Raw genomic sequence first — 20,737 nt, 5'->3', positions numbered from 1 at the left:
AATATTTTTTTTAATAATTACAATGAGAATTTAACACCTAAGTTGAAGCGGCGAACCGTAGGGTATGCTCCCAACCAGCCACCACCACCGAGGTTTGCCTCACGGTCATCAGGCATACGAGTCCAGAGCCAGAGGTTATTACCATTCAAGTAAATCTTGAGGTAGTTTACGCCTAATGCCTTAATCCAACCCTTGGTCCAGGTATAAGCAATCTCGACATTCTTCAAACGAATGTAAGAGCCATCATACATATATTGTGTACCATCGGAGTAACTTGAAGCAGTGGCACCCCAACGAGGGAGGACACATTCTGCATTGGTTTGATTCTTATTCCACCAAGTACCAATATCATAAACATTATCAAGCTTATTACCAAAACTTCCCAATCCTACGTCACGGGTCACATTAGTTACTCCATAGAACTGAGCGAAAGCAGAGAACCCCTTCCATTCGAAACCAATAGTAGCATTATAGGTGTTCTGCGGACTACTGCTATAACCTACAGGAGCCGAGTCCTTGCTATCAACAACACCATCACCATTGAAATCAACAATGTAATAGTCACCAACCAAACGATGATTGTCATTGGAGTCGTGCGCCGGAGAACCTATCAAATCATCAATATTATTGATAAAGCCCTTATCTATATAAGAGTGATACTGATTCATGGCAAATCCTGCCTCCTTTTGATAATTTGGAGTAAGGATGGCATCATCCTTCAAAATTACCTTATTCTTGGCATGGGTCATATTGAAATTACCCCAGAGTCGCAAGCCATTAGCAAACACCTTATTAAGTTTCAATTCCCACTCGTAACCACTAGTACGAACCTTACCTTTATTAATAGTAGGTGCTGTCGTTCCGAAATAAGAAGGAACGGAACGGTTGGAGCCGAAAATCAAGATGTCATTACGACGATCACAGAAGAAATCCAAAGAACCAGTAATCAAGCCTCCCAAGAAACCATAATCAATACCGAAGTTGGTTTTCTTAACTGTTTCCCATTTCACATTATCATTTCCAAGAGTGTTCTGTCGATACCATGTATAGATGCTCTCTGTATGGTCGAGATCCATCGTAGTCTTGCCGCCATACGCCCACTGACTCATATACAACCAGCGACGAGTAGAATCAAATGGGTCTGGACCTAGGTTGTCATCACCAATCTCACCGTAGGAAGCACGGAACTTCAACATATCGATGATGTGCTTGTCACGAAGAGACTTCATGAAGTTTTCCTCAGTAATGGTCCATCCGATAGCACCTGAATTGAAGAAGGCAAAACGATTGTCCTTGCTGAACTTTTCTGATCCGTTATAGGCGCCATTATACTCGATGTTATAACGACCTGCATAGCTATAGGTAGCACGGAATGCCCAGTCCTCACGGTAAGTTGGCATCACACTACCACGTGCATTCTCCTGACGTGAGAACAAGCCCATGGCAGACACATCATGCTGTCCAAACTTGCGAGCCCAGTTGAGCTGCAACTGATAGTAGAGGTTGCGAACAGTCTGGTTATTATCTACAGAACCACCTTCCGTTGACCAGTTCACACCTTGCTGCCAATCAAACTTATTCTGTCCCTCAAGTTCTTTACCATAAGTAACCTGACCTGTTTCAGGATCAATATACTTAGTCTGGGCTTCATTATTCAAGTCATTGATACCTCGTCCTGTCTCAACAAAAACATTATCCCAAGAGATAGTACCACGGAAATTTAAGCCTTTGGTTATGAAATCCAATTTCTGCTCAAGGGTAAAGTCTGTATTGATACGAGTGGTTGTAGCCTGTGCTGTACCACCGATAGCAAGATTCTGTGCAGAGTTACTTACATTGGAAGCAGATGGATAGAATCCCCATGAGCCGTCAGAATATTGTGGCAAGAACACATCTGGGGCGATGTTATAAGCACCAGCCCACTGCTGACCAATCTGCCACTCACTATTGCTCATGTTACTCCAAGGAGCTTTTCTTACGCCATTGCTACCAGCCACATTTACCTTCAAAGTAGTGCTACTTGTGATGGCAAAGTCCAAGTTACTACGAACATTGATACGATTGTATCCATAGCCAGAGTTGTAGTTACGACCATTATCATACTCACGGAAGAGGTCACCCTCATGCACGAAATCAGCAGAAGCGAAGTACTTAACGAATTTTGTACCACCACTCACGTTCACGTTCGCATTATAGGACATAGCAGACTTTTTGAAAAGTGCATCCTGCCAATCCACATTGGCATAACGTTCACGCTGCTCCTGCGTAGTCTGGTTTCGATAGTTGTCTATAAAAGACTGAGGACGAAGATATGAAACACCTTCAGGATAAATGCCCAGTTCACGTTCTACCACTTGGTTGCGAAGCATCAACGCATCATAAGAGTCGTACTTATTAGGCAACTTAGAAGGAGCTTTCAACGTAGCATTGAAACCAATGTCAATCTTAGCCTTGCCTTCCTGACCACGCTTGGTGGTAACCAAGATGACACCATTGGCTCCCTTCACACCATAGACTGCAGTAGCAGAAGCATCCTTCAGTACAGAGATGCTCTCCACAGAAGAGATGTCCACGCTGCTCAGAGGACGTTCAATACCATCAACAAGAACGAGAGGGTCGGAATTGTTCCATGAACTAGAACCACGGATGATAATCTGAGGTTCCTCCTCACCAGGCATACCATTGCCTTGGATTGTAACAACTCCTGGGAGGTTACCTGTCAAGGCTGAACCAACGTCGCTGACACCAGCTGCACGCTCCAAAACCTCACCAGTAGTCTGGGTGATGGAACCTACGACAGAAGCCTTCTTCTGCTGACCATAACCAACGACTACAACTTCGCCGATGGCGTTGTCGTCTTCAAGAGTAAGTTTGAACTCTCTCTTCTTACCAATCTTTACTTCCTTGGTCTTCATACCTACGTATGTAAATACGAGGATAGAATTCTCAGAAGGAACACTGATGCTGAAATTACCATCTAAGTCGGTGACCGCACCGACGCTGGCATTACCTTTCACTTTTACAGTGGCACCTATCAGAGGCTCACCTGTACCGTCAACAAGATTACCCTTGACCTGGATATTCTGTGCCTGAGCATTCAGGCTGCAGAAAGCTCCCACCAAGCATAAGGCTGCTGTCCGTTTCATTGTTAACACTTGTTCAATCATGTTCTATTCATTTTTGATTTATGCTTTAAAAATTTAGGCGTGCGCTAAAACTGTTTATTCACGGCGGCAAAGGTATGGATTTCTTTCGAAACATACTTTGCGTGGTGTAACAGAAAGTTTATCATTTTAGAAAAACCTTGCGAGAACGTATTTTTCCATTACTTAACAGTTGTTTTATTATATAAACACCTGCAGTTGGCTTTTCAACTTCTTTTCCTTCTATATTATAATATAAGGTGGAAACCACGTCTGCCTGGGTTTCTAATTGTTTAATTCCCGTTGTATTTTGTTTCAAATACCACTCTTTATACCAGTTCATACAGGCATAGCCGCAACACTCTTCGAACAATCCGTGTTTCTTGGCATTCTGGAAACCTGGAATCACCTTGCCCGTTTTAAGATATACATCAATATCGTAATATTCCTGTGGATGGGTAATCGTCATTCCGATATTGCCAAAGTGGTCGTGAACTGCCTTCCATGCCAATCCCCATTTCGAGGTAGATGCTGTTGCCCAGCTTCCCAGATTAGGTTGTGTCCACTGTCCCCACTCATTCCAGTGACCTTCGCTCGCCTTGTCAGGATCTTCCGGACTCCAGTCTATCTCCGTTACCATGATAGGCTTCGTCTCTACCATCGGCACCTGACTTTTGAAGTTGCGGATGAAAGTATCGTGATCGTAACTCTTATCGGTCATATTTCCATACCATCCGGAATAAACATGTACTGCATAAGAGAAGTTGTTCTCGCTATCGGTGATAGGATTCTTGACGTAATCCTGATACTGGCTCTGATAACCTGCGCCCGGAACCCAGATGATTCCCTTGAACCCCTGCTCGCGAATCTCATCAACCACCGGCTGGAAGTAATCATGCAGTGCTTTATCCGAATTAGAGCCATCACCCATATGAACCCTCACCGGCTCGTTGGCTAGTTCGATAGAGATAATACCCGAATTCTGCCGGATATACTCATCGGCAGCAAAAGTTTTCCAGATACCCTTCAGATAGCGGTTGTACTTATCGCCCACGCTAATGTCCTGAGGACAGACTCCCGGTGGACGAACGATGACATAAAGCCCATGTGCTATAGCATCCTTGATGAGAGGAATGTAGAGTTTCTGGAGATAGAGACGATAGCGCGCCATGTTGAATGCCGAGATATCAGCCTCGTTTTCTACTTTCCCTTAATTCCGCAACACTATAGTTTGACATTATTTATAAGTGCCTGAGCAACAAAAAGTTGCCCAGGATTTTGCCATGTCAGAATTTTCACTTACCTTAGTGTTGCGAAAAGAAGACAAGCAAAACTCTAATATGACATGGCAAAGATACAAATAAAATCTGAGAAACTCACTCCTTTTGGGGGAATTTTTTCGATTATGGAGCAATTTGATGCTCTTTTAGCTCAAACCATAGATTCCACCTTGGGATTGAGATGCACTATGTTTGGTTATCAATATAGCGAGATTCTACGCTCTCTGATGTGCGTATATCTTTGTGGTGGCTCATGTATTGAGGATGTTACAACTCACCTGATGAAACATTTGTCTCTTCATCCAACTCTTCGCACTTGCAGCGCAGACACCATATTACGTGCTATCGAAGAACTGACTTTTAAGAGCATCACCTATAAGTCTGCTTCTGGCAAATCCTATGATTTCAATACTGCAGACAAGATGAACTGCTTACTGGTCAATGCCCTGCTTGCTACTGGTCAATTGAAATCCGGTCAAGAGTATGATTTTGACTTTGACCATCAGTTCATTGAAACAGAGAAGTATGATGCAAAACCAACCTACAAGAAGTTCTTGGGCTATAGTCCAGGTGTAGCTGTCATTAACGACATGATTGTTGGTATTGAAAATAGAGACGGCAACACAAACGTGCGCTTCAACCAAAAAGAAACTTTGGAAAGAATCTTCAAGCGATTGGAGGCTTCGGAAATATATATTTCTCGTGCCCGCATGGATTGCGGCTCATGTTCGGAGGAAATCGTAGATATGGTAGAGGCTCATTGCAGGCATTTTTATATTCGTGCCAACAGATGCTCTTCTTTCTACGATTCCATGTTTGCCTTAACTGGATGGAAAACTGTTGAAATCAACGGTATTGAGTTTGAGTTGAATTCTATCCTTGTTGAGAAATGGAAAGGAAAACCGTATCGTCTTGTCATACAGAGACAAAGGCGAATAGATGGAGACCTTGACATTTGGGAAGGCGAATATACCTACAGATGTATACTGACTAACGATTACAAGTCGAGTGCAAGAGACATCGTGGAATTCTACAATCTTCGTGGTGGCAAGGAACGCATCTTCGATGACATGAACAATGACTTTGGCTGGAATCGATTGCCAAAATCGTTCATGGCACAGAATACTGTATTCCTGCTTATGACAGCTCTCATCAGAAACTTCTACAAAGCTATTATGCAGAGATTGAAAACCCATGAATTTGGATTGCGTGCCACCAGCAGAATCAAGACCTTTGTTTTCAAGTTCATCTCTGTTCCTGCGAAATGGATTAAGACATCACGTAGGCATGTATTGAACATTTACTCAGACAACAATGCTTATGCCAACCTGTTCAAGACAGACTTTGGTTAAAGACCATGCTTTTCTGGTTAAACCAGCGTATTACCTCAAGTCGCTTTATGGGGTAAGGGGATTTTGTGTCTGCGACATTTCTGTTGTGCAAGAAATATGTACAATAAAATGAATTTTGTCGCTTTGCAAGCAAAATCCCACTAAAACCTATAGGTTGCGGATTTGAGGCTTTCTTTGCCGGATCGTTGGTCCAGCATGGATCCATGTGCAATCGGAACACGGTACAATAAGCACCCTGCTTCTTGTCGGTGATGGCAGAAAACTGCTTAGAGAAATATTCCAAGCAAGGTTTGATGTCGGCTTCAGAATAATCAGGCTTCCACTGTTGCCATCTCCAACCGTTGAAGTAGCGGTTTGGCGTATCCATTACGCCATGCAAGACAACAATCTTACCATTGGCATCCACCAGGTTCCTACCCTCCACACGGAGTGCCGGCAGATTATCTGCAGCCAGTCCCGCCATTGACAGCATAGCCATAGCGAGTGATATTAACAATTTCTTTCTGTTCATTGTTACAATTATTTTTAGATTTATAATTTATTGTCAGTCACCTTATTATATTATGAAGAATTGCCAGGTTCTAGTTTACAGAAAAGGATGCTGGTCTTTTAAAATAGAATGGCGCGTAATCACTACGCACCAATCCCGAAAACCAATTAATCATGATTCTATATAAAAACCATAATATCAAAATCTCTTAGAAATTCTAAACCTATTCTACAAACTATTATGTATAAACCTAACTAACCTAAATATACTAAATATATACAACTTAAAAACCGATGCAAAGATACTTCTAATCTATCATATATACTTTATAATAAGTAACCAATAGTTTTTCTCTCGTACCACATGTAACATTATCTTTACCCTACGTAACATTTTAACATCTTTTTTAATATATTCTCGTAAAAAACATACCTTATCATGCATTATTCTCCCATTAATTTTGTATTTTTGCAAACGAATATAAAAAAGCCAAAAAAGACAATGAAACCAAGAATCATGATGATTTCCATGAAATCAAATCTCAGAACAATGAGATACATCGGTCTTTTACTGATGTTTATCTTCTGTCTCACTGCGCAGAACATGATGGCGCAGCGAGGAAAACTTTTCAATTCAGACAACCAGCTTTCGAGCAACCTTGCCACTCAGGTGTTCCAGGATTCAAATGGTTTCATTTGGATTGCCACCCGTAACGGCTTGAATATCTATGATGGCTATAACTTTATGGTCATCAGAAAAGCCTACAACAACAGTAACGGGCTCAACAGCAACTATATCAACTGTATAACACAGGATGAAAAGGGGCGTATTGTGCTGGGAACAAACAAGTCGCTACTTATACTTAATGGTAAAAGATTCAGCAACGTACCTATGCTCGATTCAAGAAATAAGCCTATAAACACTTACGTTACTCAGGTAAGCCGTTTGCACAATGGCGATATTGCTGTCGTTACCTCCGGTTACGGCATCATGACCAAGAAAACAGATGCAAACGCCTGTTACACCATGAAAGGAGAAGTGGAGAACCTGAAATACATACATAAAATTCTGGAAGACAAACAAGAAAGGCTCTGGATTATCCTGGAAAACGGAAAGCTGTTACGGAAAGAAAAGAACGGCAAGCTTGTTTCACGCATCATGGGAACAGAGCAACTTAACACACAAGATATCAGGCAAGACGACAAGGGCAACATTTATCTTGCTACCAAGAATGAAGGTGTTTACCTTCTCAAGGCTGGTTCAACCGCCTTCACCAAGATAGCCGGCATTGGCAATCTTCCTATTGACAACATCTATATCAGCCGCGACCAGCGCTTGTTTATCGGTTGCGATGGTATGGGTATCTTCGTGTATAATCCTGTAACAGGATTCTTGCAAAATAATCCTCTGTTCTGCCATGAAGTAAATCTTGCCAAGAGCAAGATTACCAGCATTATAGAAGATTCTACGGGAAACATCTGGGTGAGTATGCTCCAGAAGGGCGTATTCATGCAGTCGCAGGCTCAATGCGATTTCAACTATATGGGCTACCGTTTGGGCAACCGCAACGTGATAGGCGAAAACAGCATCACAAGTCTGTGTGCCAACCAGGGCAATCAAGTCTGGGTGGGCACCGACAAGGATGGTCTTTACCTCTTTGACATAAAAACCGGTAGTATCAAGAGCCATTTATTAAGCAACACCACGGTACTGGCACTCTGCAAAGACAAGAAAGGCAGAACATGGGTAGGAACCTATACTGACGGCATCGGATTTATAGATGCGGGGGGGTCTTTCCATCCATTCAGCCTAGGCATTGGCAACCAGGCGGGCATCTTCGATATCCAGGAAGACCCGCAGGGCAATGTATGGTTTGCTACCATGGGCAAAGGACTTTTCCGCCTTTCTCCAGATGGAAGCATCAAGCAATGGAAAAAACAAGATGGTGCCGACAACAACCTGAAAAAGAACAGCATTCCTAATGATTTCCTCGTAAAACTTAGCATCTCAAAAGATGGTAAGCGGGTTTTCGTAGCCACTTCTGTGGGTCTGGCTTGCTATGACCAGCAGAAGAATAGCTGGACTTCCACTTTCGGTGGCGTCAACTGTCTGAACAAGGGCAGTTTCTCACATTGCGTTTATTCGGACAGCAAGAACCGCGTATGGTTTGGCACTGAAGACGGCGCAATCTGCTATGATCCGAAGAAGGGATATGCTCATCCGAAGATTTATAACACAGAACTTGGACTTTCAAACAACAGCGTAGCCAGCATCATAGAAGATTACAAGGGCAGAATCTGGATAGGAACTACCTGTGGTTTAAACCAGGTAAATACAGAAAAAGGTACCATCAACAAGTACTTCTCGGACAATGGCTTACAGAGTAATGAGTTCAGCGATGCAGCAGCCTGCACACTTTGGGGAGGAAAGATGCTGGTGATGGGCGGAACAGGCGGTATCAACTGGTTTGATACGGACAAGGTGAAACAGCATCCTTGGCAGGCAAAAGTTACCATATCAGGACTTCTTGTTGGCAACAACCCTGTATACCCGGATATGGAATCGGGCATCTATACTATCACCGACAAAGGCGCCTACAACAGCGACAAGTTCTCCTTATCTCATGAAGACAACACCTTCACCATCCAACTGTCTACTCTTACATATAATAATGTAGAGCAGATCAGTTACGCCTACAGCATCAATGGTGAGGATTGGCGAACCATACAGTCTGGCATGAACGAACTGTCATTCTCACATATGCCAGCAGGTACCTATAAGTTCCGTGTCAAGGCCATCTGCAACGGATACGAAACACCTGTCAAGGAGTTCTCCATCATCGTCCACCCAGCCTGGTACGCCAGCATCTGGGCAAGACTCTGCTATCTGCTTGCCTTCCTGGGGCTCTGTCTGCTCTATATCAAGCACCGCAAACGCAAGATGGAAGACCAGCTCATATTGCAGCAGCATATCCATGCGGAAGAGATGGGCGAAGCAAAACTGAAGTTCTTCATGAACATCAGCCACGAAATCCGTACCCCATTGACCCTTATCCTCACTCCGCTGTTCACGCTGATAAAGGAAGACAAAGACGCTCACCGACAGGGCATCTACGATATGATGCGCAAGAACTCGGAACGAATCCTGCACCTGATTAACCAGATGATGGACCTGAGAAAGATTGACAAGGGACAAATGGTGATGCACATGAGCGAAACCGATATGGTTGCCTTTATTGGCGATGAATACAAACTCTTCTGCCAGCAGGCGATAGCCAAGAGCATCCAATTCACCTTTGAGCACGAAGACGAGGCCCTCCCGGTATGGATAGACCGCGACAACTTTGACAAGGTATTGATGAATGTCCTGTCAAACGCCTTCAAGTTTACTCCTGCAGGCGGCAGAATCCGTATCACCCTCTCCCACTCGCCTCATCATGTCCGCATCGCCATCAAGGACAGCGGCAAGGGCATTCAGGAGGAAAAGCTCGAAACGATTTTCCAGCGCTTCTATCAGAGTACCACCACTTCTTATGACCGGAATGTAGGTACGGGAATCGGTCTCGACCTGACGCGCTCACTCGTGGAACTGCACTACGGAACCATTACAGCCGCCAACAACAAGACACTTGATGAAGCCGACTGGAAGGAAGGAAGCCAGTTCCTCATCACGCTGCCTCTGGGCAACGAGCATCTGAAACCGGAAGAAATGATAGATGCACCGGAGCCACAGACTGCTGAAGACATCAAGGAACTGGAAGAAAACATGGAGGAAGGAAACGAAGAGAATGCTGCCGATACAGCCAATGACGCCGAAGAAGATTTCAAGAGCAAGGCAAAGAGCACCATCGCTGTGGTAGAAGACGATGAGGCAATACGTAATTTCCTGAAGACCCAACTACAGGAAACCTACAATATCCTTACCTTCTGCAACGGAAAGGAGACGCTGCCGGAGATTATCAAGCAGAAGCCAAGCCTCGTTATCTCAGACATCATGATGCCAGAGATGGACGGCAATACGCTCTGTACCAAGATTAAGAACAATGTGAACACCAACCACATTCCAGTGATTCTGCTTACAGCGATGAGCAGAGAGGAAGACCAGCTGACCGGTTTGCAGTCGGGTGCCGATGCCTATGTGGTGAAGCCGTTCAATATGGACATTCTGCGCCGCACCATCATCAACCTGCTCAACGTGCGCCGTACTTTGAAAAACAAGTTTATGGGCAACGAGAGACAGAGCGACAGGCAGATTGCGATAGAAAAAGCCCTTTCACCAAAAGACCAGCTGATGGAACAGGTGATGAAGGTAATCAATGACAACATGGATAATGAGGACCTGAGTGTGGATATGATTGCCCGCGAAGTAGGACTGAGCCGTGTGCATCTGCACCGCCGAATGAAGGAACTGACCAACCAGACGCCACATGCCTTCATCCGCAATACCCGTCTGCAATATGCCGAAAAGTTGCTGAGTCACTCTAATAAGACGATAACAGACATCATGTATGCCTGTGGTTTCTCCAACCCAGCCAGCTTCAGCACCATGTTCAAGAACTTTTATGGCTCTTCGCCTCGCGATTATATGCAGGCACACCGGAAAATCTAGCCTTTTCACTGCAGAAAAGGCCAGATGTTTCCCCAAATAAAGTATTTGTTACAAATAGAGCTGTTTATGATACGCCTCGCAAAGTGTTGGTAACATTCTGTGGGGGTATATTTAAAAGGAAAGCGGTAACTTTGCAGCAGAATTCTGAATACATGTTTCAGCCATGAGTTCAGATACTCATTCTGTAATTTTAAACCCAATAATAAAATGAAGAAAATTGCAATCTTATCGCTTTCCCTGACGCTTGCAGCCGCTGCACAGGCGCAGACAGCTGAGTTTGACTATTTCAAGTATGCGGGAAATGACGCTCGCTTCAATGTTGAAATTGACAAGACTCACCAGTATTACAACCCGGTACTGGCTGGTTTCTATCCAGACCCATCACTCTGTCGCGTAGGCGACACCTACTATCTGGTAAACTCTTCGTTTACCTTCTTCCCAGGTGTACCTCTCTCAACCAGTAAAGACCTGGTCAACTGGCAGCCAGCCGGTCATGTGCTCACCCGCCAATCACAGGTTCCATTGAAGGGTCAGCACGTATCAGGCGGTATCTTCGCACCAGCCATCAGCTATAACAAGAAGAACAAGACTTTCTATATGATTACCACCAATGTGGGAGCCGGCAACTTCTTTGTGAAATCAAAAGATCCTTCCAAAGGCTGGAGCGAGCCTATCTATCTGAATAAGATTGACGGCATCGACCCTAGCTTCTTCTTCGATGACAACGGCAAGGGCTACATCGTTCACAACGGTCCGGTAGTTGGCGGTGCCGATTACGAAGGTCAGCGCTCTATCCGCTGTTTCGAATTCGACGTGAAGGGCGACAGTATCAAGGGTGACTTCAAGGAGATTCTGCGTGGCGGAACCCATGTAGAGGCGCGTCCTATCTGGATTGAGGGTCCTCACCTCTTCAAGAAGGGCAAGTTCTATTATCTGATGTGCGCCGAAGGTGGTACAGGCGGATGGCACAGCGAGGTTATCCTGCGTGCCAAGAATCCGATGGGACCATGGGAGGAATGCCCTAACAACCCTATTCTTACCCAGCGTACCGGTCTCGACCCTAACCGCAAGGACCCAGTATCAAGTGCTGGTCATGCCGACATCGTAGAAGATGGCAAGGGTAACTGGTGGGCTGTATTCCTGGCTTGCCGTCCTTATGAAGAGGATATGTACAACACAGGTCGCGATACTTATCTCCTGCCTGTAACCTGGAAGAATGGATGGCCAGAGATTCTTGCCAAGAATACTCCTATCTCTACCGTTGGAGAGAAGGCAGGTTTGAAGCCTGCCGCAAAGAATGAGTTCTCAGGCAATTTCTCTTATGTGGATAACTTCGAAGCAGATAACAATAAGGCGGGTCTGAAGGAGTTGAATCCACGCTGGATGTTCCTCCGTGACTTCGTTGACTGTTACAAGGTAGAAAACGGCAAATTGAAGTTCAATCTCCTGCCAGGCAATATCTACAAGCGTGAGCCGATGTCTGCCATCTGGGCACGTCAGCAGCACGGCACCTTCACAGCTGAGACAGAAATCAACTTTACTCCTCGCAACGACAAGGATATCGCAGGCTTGGCACTTCTCCAGAAGGAAGACCACAACTTCGTATTGGGTAAGACCATGAAGAATGGCAAGCTGATGATTACCCTGACCCGTGCCGAGAAGAACAACGTAACGATCGCCTCTGCTCCTATCAAGGGAGGTAAGCTGAAGCTGAAGGTAGAAGGTCATGACAGATATTATGATTTCTATTATGCTGAAGAAGGCGGCAACTGGCAGCTTCTTGCCAAGGGTGTAGATGCCTCTAACCTGAGCACCCAGAAGAGCGGCGGCTTCCTCGGTGCCTGCATCGGTCTCTATGCTTCTTCCAACAAGGAATAAAGGATTTGAGAAAAGATTAACGTTTTAGGAATAGATAATTAAAGAAAAGGTTGATACCTCGCGTTTTGCCTGGTATCAACCTTCTTCTTTTATTTATTCTTCACAATATCCAATGTCATTTTTCCTACCCAGATGGCGCTCTTGCCGTTCTGGTCGATTGGCACCGGTTTGCCATCGAGGTTATTCAGATACTCCAACTGCTTGAAGTAGGTATGGCTATGACCGCCCAGTATCAGGTCGATGTCACGGGTGGCTGGGGCTACCTCAGAATCGTCGATGCCATCTATCTTCCAGCCCAGGTGGGAGATGCAGATGATGACATCACACTTCTCTTTCTTCTTCAATATCTCTGTCATTTCCTTTGCCTTGGCGATAGGATCGAGATACTTGATGCAGCCATAGTTGGCTTCAGTTACCAGACCGGCAAGTTCCGGACACAAGCCGAAAACGCCAATCTTCAGTCCCTTGCGCTTGATAATGGTATAAGGCTTTACGATATTTGCCAGTTCGGTACCAGTGAAATCATAGTTGGAGCAGACGATAGGAAACTTCGCCATCTTGAAGATGCGCACCATGTTGTCTATTCCGAAATCAAACTCATGGTTGCCGATGGTAGCAGCATCATATTTCATCTCGTTCATCAGTCCTACTTCCACATCTCCCTTGAAGAGAGAGTAATAAGGTGAACCCTGCGAGAAATCGCCACTGTCAAAGAGCAGCAAGTCGGGATTCGCCTTACGTTCCTGACTGATCATCGCCACCCTACGGAGGAAACCGCCACGATTGGCAGTAGCCGTATCTGCGAGATTCGGATTGATGGGCATTACGCATGAATGCGTATCGTTGGTATGGAGCACTACGAGCTGCTTTACCACCTTTGCCTCGTTCTTAGCTTTAGCCTGAACGGCTGCCGGCTGCATCATGAAGGATGCCAGAGCCAGACCTATATATAATAATGTATGTTTCATCAGAATTATCAACTATAAACTATTAACTATTCTACCACGCAGCGGCCTTCAATCTTAGATTCCACCATCTTGCCCTGTGCCTTCATCTCACGGAAATAATTCATGATGATGTAGCGCACATTGTTCTCTTTCTGCTTAGGAGCAAAGACCTCGGTTCCGCTCTTGAAGGCTACGAGCTGGTCATTACCTTCGGCAAGATAATCGAGGGTTGCAACACGGTAACTCTTCTCCGGATCAACAGGTTCACCGTTCAGCGTAACGCTCTTCAGCTTGCCCTCCTTGGTGATAACCATTCTAACAGCATGACTCAAGCCTTCGCCGCCACGATGAGCTATCTGCCGGAAGAGTTCCAGAACCTTATCGCCCTTCAGGGTCAGGAAACAGATCTTGTTCTCGAAAGGAGCCATATCGTTCACATCGCCTACAGTAACCTTACCCTTGGCAAGATTAGAACGGATGCCACCCATATTGTAAACAGCGAAAACCGGCTGTTCTTCAAACTGCTTGCCACCCCATACCAGGATGTCACAGAGCAAGTTACTGAGTTCGCTCTCCGGACGGTGGCGGGTCATATCATGAGCTATATGACCTACAACAGGGCCCATGATACTGTCTACCTTACTCTTATAAGGAGCGATAAACCTGGCAGCCTCAGCATCAGGCTGTGCATCCCATTTCTGATCAACCAATATTCGGGTTCTCTCCACCTTCGCCACCTTGTATTTCTGGGCGAAAGCCGGACTTGCCATCAGCAGCATGACTGCCGAAGCAAGGTAAATCTTGATACTATTTTTTTTCTTCATACTTAATACAGTAAATACTTTTAGACCGCAAAGATACAAAATAAATCGGCGAAATCGGCAAAATCGGCAAGAAAATTCCATTGCAGAAGTAAAGAAAACAAAAAAACAAAGGGAAAAAGTGAAGAAAGTGACTGAAAATTTGCGAGATACAAGAAAAAGTAGTAACTTTGCACCCGCTTTTCGGCGTAACCGCTGTTGTCTGGGCAGAAGTGTTGTCCAAGTCCATGTTGCGTTGGAACGACAAACAATTTTTAATTTTATACAAAAAATGGATTTGATTAAAGTTGCTGAAGAAGCATTTGCAACCGGCAAGAAGTTCCCTGAGTTCAAGGCAGGTGATACTATCACAGTCGCTTACAAAATCGTCGAGGGTACTAAGGAGCGTATCCAGCTCTACCGTGGTGTTGTTATCAAGATCTCTGGTCATGGTGACAAGAAGCGTTTTACAGTTCGCAAGATGTCTGGTACAGTAGGTGTTGAGCGTATCTTCCCTATCGAGTCACCAGCTATCGATTCTATCGAGGTGAACAAGCATGGTAAGGTTCGTCGCGCTAAGTTGTATTACTTGCGTAAGCTTACTGGTAAGAAGGCTCGTATCGCTGAGAAGAAGACTGTAGCTAAGGGTGCAGAATAATTTTTCTTAGGAGACCTAATCAGAAAAAAAATAAAGGGAATCTTGTCTCACGACTGGGTTCCCTTTTTTATATCTACAATTTTAACAAAAAACGTCAAACCAATCATGGTTGACAGCTAAACCAACCATGTTCCATTCTTTTATTTTTCGCCCGCATCATAATTCACGAGCCCATCCTCCGTGCCGTGTAAAGCACCTTGGAAATCATCCCAACTCTGGAATCCGGCGAGCAGCGCCAACTTGTCCAAAGTCTGGCGGGAAGGCTTCTCCTTCCCTTTCAATACATCCCACATTTTGTGGAAAACATGCGCCTTGCCAACCTTCTTTTCTATGTGTTCAGCAAGGACTTTCAAATCCTGTTTCATAACAATCCTCTCATATTTACTAACTGGGAGCAAAAGTACTGAAAAAGAATGAAACAGAGTTCATTTTTCCCGACTTTTTTATGTTTTGGGATAAAAAAAATGCTTTATATCATAAAAATGCTGTTTTTTAGGGCTTTTTACGAAACAGAAGTCCAATATCTCAATCATTTTTTGTAACTTTGCGCCAAATTCCAAAATACATTTCTTAGAAGATGAAAGAATTAGCACTTAAGTACGGATGTAATCCAAATCAGAAACCTTCTCGCATCTATATGGATGACGGAAGGGAGCTTCCTATCGAAGTGATCAACGGCCGTCCTGGCTACATCAACTTCCTGGATGCCTTCAATTCCTGGCAATTGGTCAAGGAACTCAAGGCTGCTACAGGAATGCCTGCTGCCGCTAGTTTCAAACACGTTTCTCCTGCCGGTGCAGCTATCGGCTTGCCTCTGAGCGACACATTGAAGAAGATTTACTTCGTTGATGATGTCAACTTTGAGCTTTCTCCATTGGCTTGTGCCTATGCTCGTGCCCGTGGTGCTGACCGCATGTGCTCTTATGGCGACTTTGTTGCGCTGAGCGATGTATGCGACGAGGCTACAGCCCTCCTCATCAAGCGTGAGGTGAGCGATGGTGTCATTGCTCCTGGCTATACTCCTGAGGCTATCGAGGTTCTGAAGGAAAAGCGCAAGGGTACCTACTGCGTTATCAAGATTGATCCTGACTATGTGCCAGCTCCTATCGAGCACAAGCAGGTGTTCGGTGTTACCTTCGAACAGGGACGCAACGAGGTGAAGCTTGATGATCCTGCTCTCTTCGAGGATGTTCCTACCAAGAACAAGACTTTCACTCCTGAGGCTAAGCGCGATCTGATTATCTCGCTCATCACCCTGAAGTATACTCAGAGTAACTCTGTATGCTACGTAAAGGATGGTCAGGCTATCGGTATCGGTGCCGGTCAGCAGAGCCGTATCCATTGTACCCGTCTGGCTGGTTCTAAGGCTGACGAGTGGTGGTTGCGCCAGTGTCCTAAGGTGATGAACCTGCCTTTCAAGGAGAAGATTCGTCGTGCCGACCGCGACAATACCATCAATGTCTACATCTCTGATGAGTGGGAGGATGTATTGCAGGACGGCGTTTGGGAGCAGTTCTTTACTGAGAAGCCTGAGCCATTGACCCGCGAGGAGAAGAAGGCTTGGATTGCACAGAACAAGGGTGTATCAGTAGGTAGTGATGCTTTCTTCCCATTCGGCGACAATATTGAGCGTGCTCACAAGAGTGGTGTTGAATACATAGCAGAAGCAGGCGGTAGTATCCGTGACGATCATGTTATTGATACCTGCGACAAGTACGGCATCGCTATGGCGTTTACTCACGTTCGCCTCTTCCATCACTAATTTATTATATAATTAAGGTATATGAGCGACATTGACGATATTATCATGGGCGGTATGGTCTTCAAAGGCGGCGGTGGTCCTAAGAAGGATGACGACGACAAGGTGAAGACCAAAGCCAAGAAGAAAAAGTACATAACGGGTGCTCACGGTAGTGGCTCTGCCCGTCAGAAGGCAAAGTATCGCCAGCAGAGAGCCAATCGTAAATCCCAGAAGAAGAAATAATACTTCTCTATCATAAATACATGTTTCGCCCGTGTGCTGTATGATAACAGCGCACGGGCGAACTGTTTTCTGATAATGGGAGCCATGAATAGAGTACTGGCAAGCGAAAGACAGCATACTGGTATAAGTGAGACAGCCCACTAGCAAGCGTATTGCCAGTGGGCTGTTCTTCTTAAACAGTTACTGGTTCTTTACACTCTTTACGCCTCTGCCCTTCGTTAGATGAAGGGTTACAGGCTTCAATTGATGCTTGCCGTGGTCATAAATGATGGCTGGGTCCAGTCGTCTACCATCAAAGCTAACCTCGAAATGAAGGTGCTCTGTGGTAGCCCTACCGGTGCGGCCCGTCAAACCGATTACCTGACCAGCCTTTACCTTATCGCCCTTCTTCACCTTGTTTCTGCTCTGATGGCTGTAGAGCGTCTCGAAACCATAAGCATGCTTGATACGGATGCAGTTGCCGTAACCATAGAAGGGTCCTGATGCAACAACCGTACCGTCAAATGCAGCCACAATCTCATCATTCGGGCGCGTCTTGAGATCCACACCCGAATGGCGGCGCTTGCCACCATAAGGACTGATTACCTTGGCACCCGGCAAAGGATAAGCCCAGGCTGTCTTTTCTATCTTCTCCAAATCAAGTTCGAAAGTATTGGTAATGGTAAACGGATCATGAACCTCATCAGGGTCGAGCGTCATTCCATCTCCTATTCTACCCTTTTTCTTGCCAGATGCCTCCTTGTCAGCCTCAGCATTTCTTCCTACAGAAGAATCCTTGCCACCGATAACCGAAACGATGACACGGGCACCCTGCTTGCGGAACTGCACAGTCTGGCGGCGCAACTTATGCGATTTCAACTCTATGAAAGTTTCCGGATTCAACCTACCGCCATTCACCATAATAGAGAAGTCGCAATAGGTTTCACCCTCCTTAGAGCCTACAATGGCTATCGTCTGTCCGGCATCCACATGCTGTCCAACCTTAACCAGGTTCTCGGCATTGTTGGCATAAACGGTTTCCAGACCGCAATCGTGGCGCACCACGATGACATTACCCATTGATTCCGACTTTCTGGAAAGTCGCACATAACCTTCGAGCATCGCCTTGACAGCATCGCCTTTAGAGGTAGAGATACGCAACACATGATTGTTCAGAAGGGTTGCTTTGCCCACAGGAAGCGGGAAGGAATATTCCTTAGCACGGAATATCTCAAAGTCTACATTAAATGCCTGACTCTGGGCAAAGAGACCGGGTGTTGCAATACTCACCTGCTGCTGTTCGGCTGCCGTGAATACATTTTTAGCGGGCATAAAGCTGCTCAGCGAGAACACCATGAGTCCTGCCACAGCCAATAGCCTCAATCCTTTTTTCATTCTTTTCATTATTTACTCTTTCTTTCTGATTTTCAAAATATTCTATAAACTATTAACTATAAATATTAACTGAAAAACATCCATTTCTCCCTCTCCGTTCTTACAGAAAAGGAAAAATGGATGTTATCTTGAAAACTATCTGATACTTACCTGCTACCAGGCTTTTACTTCAGCAAGATGCCTGTATAGATTCTGCCACTCTCTACACCCAGCTTTCTGGCAGAGAAGTACTCATCGCTATGGGCAAAGGTACAGATGCCACAATCCTGGATATTCTCTTCGGCCACTCCACAATGCAGAAGTATCTGTCTGTTGCAGAGCGGAAGATTGAGATGCCATTTCAGCGGCTGCACGATATTACCCTCAGCTGCCAGGCGCTCACGCTCAGCAGGATCAACCGAGAAGGCGGCATTAGGACGCTGCTCGGCAATCTCTTCCATAGGGAAAGCTGCCTGCTCGAACGCCTCGTAAACCTCATCGCCCACCTCGAAATGGTCGAGCGAAATGCCCGGACCTATCACCGCCTTCAACTTCTTCGGGTCGGTATGATAGGTAAACGCCATCTCCTGAATGGTTTTATGCACGATGCGAGCCAGCGTACCACGCCAGCCGGCATGGATGGCAGCCACAGCATGATGCTCCTCATCATAAAGAAGCACAGGGATGCAATCGGCAGTAGAAACACCGATACATACACCTTTCTGGTCAGTCATCACGGCATCTACACCTTCGAGCACCATCTTGCGGATATTCTCAGGCATGGTGAGAAACTCACCGGCAATATTGCGCACCTCTACTCCATGCACCTGATGGGGCATGATGATATGGGCTGTATCAATACCCAACTCTGTGGCAAGACGCTTGCGGTTTTCAGCCACATGTTCTGCATTGTCACCGCAAAACTCATTGATATTAAATTCGCCATAGTTGCCCTGGCTCACTCCTCCCTTGCGGGTAGTAGAGAAAGCCTTGACACCAGAAGCTACCTGATATTCTTTGATCATAACATTTATTCGTATTCGAAATCATCGAGGTCGTCAACATCCTCGATTTCATCCTCATCAATATATTCTACTACATCCTCGCCCTCTGCAGCCAGTTCCTGCTGGAAGCGAGACATATCCTTGTCACGGTGAACAAGCGTATCTTCGGCAGTAATCTCCTGAAGTTTGTTGCTCTCTGAATTGAGTTCCTTCCAGAGCACATCCTTCAGTTCCTGGATACCCTGTCCGGTAACAGAGGAGATGAAGACCACCGGCAAATCGGTAGGCAAAGTTTCCTTGAGCATTTCAATCAGCTCTTCGTCGAGCAGATCGCACTTGGTGATAGCCAGCACGCGATGCTTGTCGAGCATCTCTGGATTGAAGTTCTTCAGTTCGCCCAGCAATACTTCATATTCTTTCTTGATGTCGTCGGTATCGCCCGGAACCATGAAGAGCAGCAGAGAGTTGCGCTCTATATGACGGAGGAATCGCAAGCCCAAACCTTTTCCTTCGCTCGCGCCCTCGATGATGCCAGGAATATCAGCCATGACAAAACTCTGGTGATCGCGATAATCTACGATACCCAGCGATGGTTCGAGCGTAGTAAACGGATAGTTTGCAATCTTAGGACGGGCACTTGATACGGCACTCAGCAAAGTTGACTTACCGGCATTAGGGAAACCTACCAGACCTACATCGGCAAGGAGCTTGAGCTCCATGATGATGGTCATCTCCTGCATAGGTTCACCCGGCTGTGCATAGCGAGGAGCCTGGTTGGTAGAGGTACGGAACTGGAAGTTGCCCAATCCGCCACGACCGCCCTTGAGGAGCAGAACTTCCTGCCCGTCATAAGCCACATCGCATACAAACTTGCCTGTTTCGGCATTATATACCACGGTACCGCAAGGCACATCGATATAAATATCCTTGCCATCGGTTCCATGACACTTATCACGGCCACCATTTCCACCATGCTCGGCAAAGAAGTGGCGCTGATACTTGAGGTGCAGCAACGTCCAGTAGTTATGGTTGCCGCGGAGATAGATGCTTCCTCCACGTCCGCCGTCGCCACCGTCAGGACCGCCGTTAGGCTGGTACTTTACGTGGCGCAGGTGCATGGAGCCCTTGCCACCCTTACCAGAGCGGCATTGTATCTTTACGTAGTCTACGAAATTGGATTCAGCCATTTATATATTGTAATGTTAAATGTTAAATGTTAAGTGTTAAATTATCCCGAAAG

The 20,737-nt window shown here is 45.7% G+C and carries 15 protein-coding genes; 6 read left to right on the top strand and 9 right to left on the bottom strand.

The genetic code is table 11. The annotated features are described in order from the left end of the window. Positions 1-17 precede the first annotated feature (17 nt). Positions 18-3,146, bottom strand: a complete 3,129-nt coding sequence (locus ONT19_RS14325; RefSeq protein WP_437183511.1) for a SusC/RagA family TonB-linked outer membrane protein — start codon at positions 3,144-3,146, stop codon at positions 18-20. A 142-nt stretch (positions 3,147-3,288) separates the two neighbouring features. Beyond that, complete coding sequence (locus ONT19_RS14320; protein ID WP_264953142.1) at positions 3,289-4,314, bottom strand: glycoside hydrolase family 5 protein; 1,026 nt, start codon at positions 4,312-4,314, stop codon at positions 3,289-3,291. A gap of 174 nt (positions 4,315-4,488) precedes the next feature. Between ONT19_RS14320 and ONT19_RS14315 the strand changes: the two genes are divergently transcribed. Further along, complete coding sequence (locus ONT19_RS14315) at positions 4,489-5,775, top strand: IS1380-like element IS942 family transposase (protein ID WP_217762389.1); 1,287 nt, start codon at positions 4,489-4,491, stop codon at positions 5,773-5,775. Here the strand turns inward: ONT19_RS14315 and ONT19_RS14310 are convergent. Then, positions 5,756-6,286, bottom strand: a complete 531-nt coding sequence (locus tag ONT19_RS14310; RefSeq protein WP_264953140.1) for a hypothetical protein — start codon at positions 6,284-6,286, stop codon at positions 5,756-5,758. The two genes, ONT19_RS14315 and ONT19_RS14310, sit on opposite strands and share 20 nt — an antisense overlap. A gap of 480 nt (positions 6,287-6,766) precedes the next feature. Between ONT19_RS14310 and ONT19_RS14305 the strand changes: the two genes are divergently transcribed. Both ONT19_RS14305 and ONT19_RS14300 read left to right on the top strand, forming a co-directional pair. Continuing rightward, positions 6,767-10,873 (top strand): hybrid sensor histidine kinase/response regulator transcription factor, encoded by a 4,107-nt coding sequence (locus ONT19_RS14305; RefSeq protein ID WP_264953139.1) that lies wholly within the window; start codon positions 6,767-6,769, stop codon positions 10,871-10,873. A gap of 207 nt (positions 10,874-11,080) precedes the next feature. Next, positions 11,081-12,751, top strand: a complete 1,671-nt coding sequence (locus tag ONT19_RS14300; RefSeq protein ID WP_264953138.1) for a glycoside hydrolase family 43 protein — start codon at positions 11,081-11,083, stop codon at positions 12,749-12,751. A gap of 89 nt (positions 12,752-12,840) precedes the next feature. Here ONT19_RS14300 and ONT19_RS14295 read toward each other — a convergent pair whose 3' ends face one another. Together ONT19_RS14295 and ONT19_RS14290 are read right to left on the bottom strand one after the other, a co-directional pair. Further along, positions 12,841-13,674 (bottom strand): bifunctional metallophosphatase/5'-nucleotidase, encoded by an 834-nt coding sequence (locus tag ONT19_RS14295; protein WP_264953418.1) that lies wholly within the window; start codon positions 13,672-13,674, stop codon positions 12,841-12,843. Positions 13,675-13,745: 71 nt separating this feature from the next. Further along, positions 13,746-14,522: a 5'-nucleotidase C-terminal domain-containing protein gene (locus tag ONT19_RS14290; protein ID WP_264953137.1), complete on the bottom strand. Its 777-nt coding sequence runs from the start codon at positions 14,520-14,522 to the stop codon at positions 13,746-13,748. Positions 14,523-14,790: 268 nt separating this feature from the next. On the opposite strand from ONT19_RS14290, the gene rplS reads away from it, so the two are divergent. Beyond that, entirely contained in the window at positions 14,791-15,156 is a 366-nt protein-coding gene (gene rplS, locus ONT19_RS14285; protein ID WP_117727195.1) for a 50S ribosomal protein L19, read from the top strand. A gap of 140 nt (positions 15,157-15,296) precedes the next feature. Here rplS and ONT19_RS14280 read toward each other — a convergent pair whose 3' ends face one another. Next, positions 15,297-15,521: a hypothetical protein gene (locus ONT19_RS14280; RefSeq protein ID WP_022122172.1), complete on the bottom strand. Its 225-nt coding sequence runs from the start codon at positions 15,519-15,521 to the stop codon at positions 15,297-15,299. A 212-nt stretch (positions 15,522-15,733) separates the two neighbouring features. Between ONT19_RS14280 and ONT19_RS14275 the strand changes: the two genes are divergently transcribed. Further along, the gene (locus tag ONT19_RS14275) at positions 15,734-16,918 is read left to right on the top strand and encodes a phosphoribosylaminoimidazolecarboxamide formyltransferase (RefSeq protein ID WP_264953136.1); all 1,185 of its coding nucleotides are present in this window, start codon (positions 15,734-15,736) and stop codon (positions 16,916-16,918) included. 21 nt (positions 16,919-16,939) lie between these two features. Next, positions 16,940-17,140 (top strand): hypothetical protein, encoded by a 201-nt coding sequence (locus ONT19_RS14270; RefSeq protein ID WP_006848784.1) that lies wholly within the window; start codon positions 16,940-16,942, stop codon positions 17,138-17,140. A gap of 180 nt (positions 17,141-17,320) precedes the next feature. Here the strand turns inward: ONT19_RS14270 and ONT19_RS14265 are convergent, their stop codons facing one another. From ONT19_RS14265 to obgE, 3 genes are all read right to left on the bottom strand, one after another. Next, positions 17,321-18,514, bottom strand: a complete 1,194-nt coding sequence (locus ONT19_RS14265; RefSeq protein ID WP_264953135.1) for a peptidoglycan DD-metalloendopeptidase family protein — start codon at positions 18,512-18,514, stop codon at positions 17,321-17,323. A gap of 164 nt (positions 18,515-18,678) precedes the next feature. Beyond that, positions 18,679-19,518: a peptidoglycan editing factor PgeF gene (gene pgeF, locus ONT19_RS14260; RefSeq protein WP_264953134.1), complete on the bottom strand. Its 840-nt coding sequence runs from the start codon at positions 19,516-19,518 to the stop codon at positions 18,679-18,681. Positions 19,519-19,523: 5 nt separating this feature from the next. Next, entirely contained in the window at positions 19,524-20,684 is a 1,161-nt protein-coding gene (obgE, locus tag ONT19_RS14255) for a GTPase ObgE (RefSeq protein ID WP_006848787.1), read from the bottom strand. Positions 20,685-20,737 lie beyond the last annotated feature (53 nt).

It is taken from the genome of Segatella copri (assembly GCF_026015625.1).
Classification (GTDB): domain Bacteria; phylum Bacteroidota; class Bacteroidia; order Bacteroidales; family Bacteroidaceae; genus Prevotella; species Prevotella copri_H.
Note: the sequence above shows the minus strand (reverse complement) of the source record. Positions and strands in the feature narration are given on the sequence as shown.

Bases quoted from the DNA above. Each gene is read 5' to 3' on its own strand.
- ONT19_RS14265 (WP_264953135.1), bottom strand. From the start codon at position 18,514: ATGAAAAAAGGATTGAGGCTATTGGCTGTGGCAGGACTCATGGTGTTC.
- ONT19_RS14295 (WP_264953418.1), bottom strand. From the start codon at position 13,674: ATGATGCAGCCGGCAGCCGTTCAGGCTAAAGCTAAGAACGAGGCAAAG.
- pgeF (WP_264953134.1), bottom strand. From the start codon at position 19,518: ATGATCAAAGAATATCAGGTAGCTTCTGGTGTCAAGGCTTTCTCTACT.
- ONT19_RS14310 (WP_264953140.1), bottom strand. From the start codon at position 6,286: ATGAACAGAAAGAAATTGTTAATATCACTCGCTATGGCTATGCTGTCA.
- ONT19_RS14275 (WP_264953136.1), top strand. From the start codon at position 15,734: ATGAAAGAATTAGCACTTAAGTACGGATGTAATCCAAATCAGAAACCT.
- ONT19_RS14300 (WP_264953138.1), top strand. From the start codon at position 11,081: ATGAAGAAAATTGCAATCTTATCGCTTTCCCTGACGCTTGCAGCCGCT.
- ONT19_RS14315 (WP_217762389.1), top strand. From the start codon at position 4,489: ATGGCAAAGATACAAATAAAATCTGAGAAACTCACTCCTTTTGGGGGA.
- ONT19_RS14290 (WP_264953137.1), bottom strand. From the start codon at position 14,522: ATGAAGAAAAAAAATAGTATCAAGATTTACCTTGCTTCGGCAGTCATG.
- ONT19_RS14325 (WP_437183511.1), bottom strand. From the start codon at position 3,146: ATGAAACGGACAGCAGCCTTATGCTTGGTGGGAGCTTTCTGCAGCCTG.
- ONT19_RS14320 (WP_264953142.1), bottom strand. From the start codon at position 4,314: ATGGCGCGCTATCGTCTCTATCTCCAGAAACTCTACATTCCTCTCATC.
- obgE (WP_006848787.1), bottom strand. From the start codon at position 20,684: ATGGCTGAATCCAATTTCGTAGACTACGTAAAGATACAATGCCGCTCT.
- ONT19_RS14305 (WP_264953139.1), top strand. From the start codon at position 6,767: ATGAAACCAAGAATCATGATGATTTCCATGAAATCAAATCTCAGAACA.
- ONT19_RS14270 (WP_006848784.1), top strand. From the start codon at position 16,940: ATGAGCGACATTGACGATATTATCATGGGCGGTATGGTCTTCAAAGGC.
- rplS (WP_117727195.1), top strand. From the start codon at position 14,791: ATGGATTTGATTAAAGTTGCTGAAGAAGCATTTGCAACCGGCAAGAAG.
- ONT19_RS14280 (WP_022122172.1), bottom strand. From the start codon at position 15,521: ATGAAACAGGATTTGAAAGTCCTTGCTGAACACATAGAAAAGAAGGTT.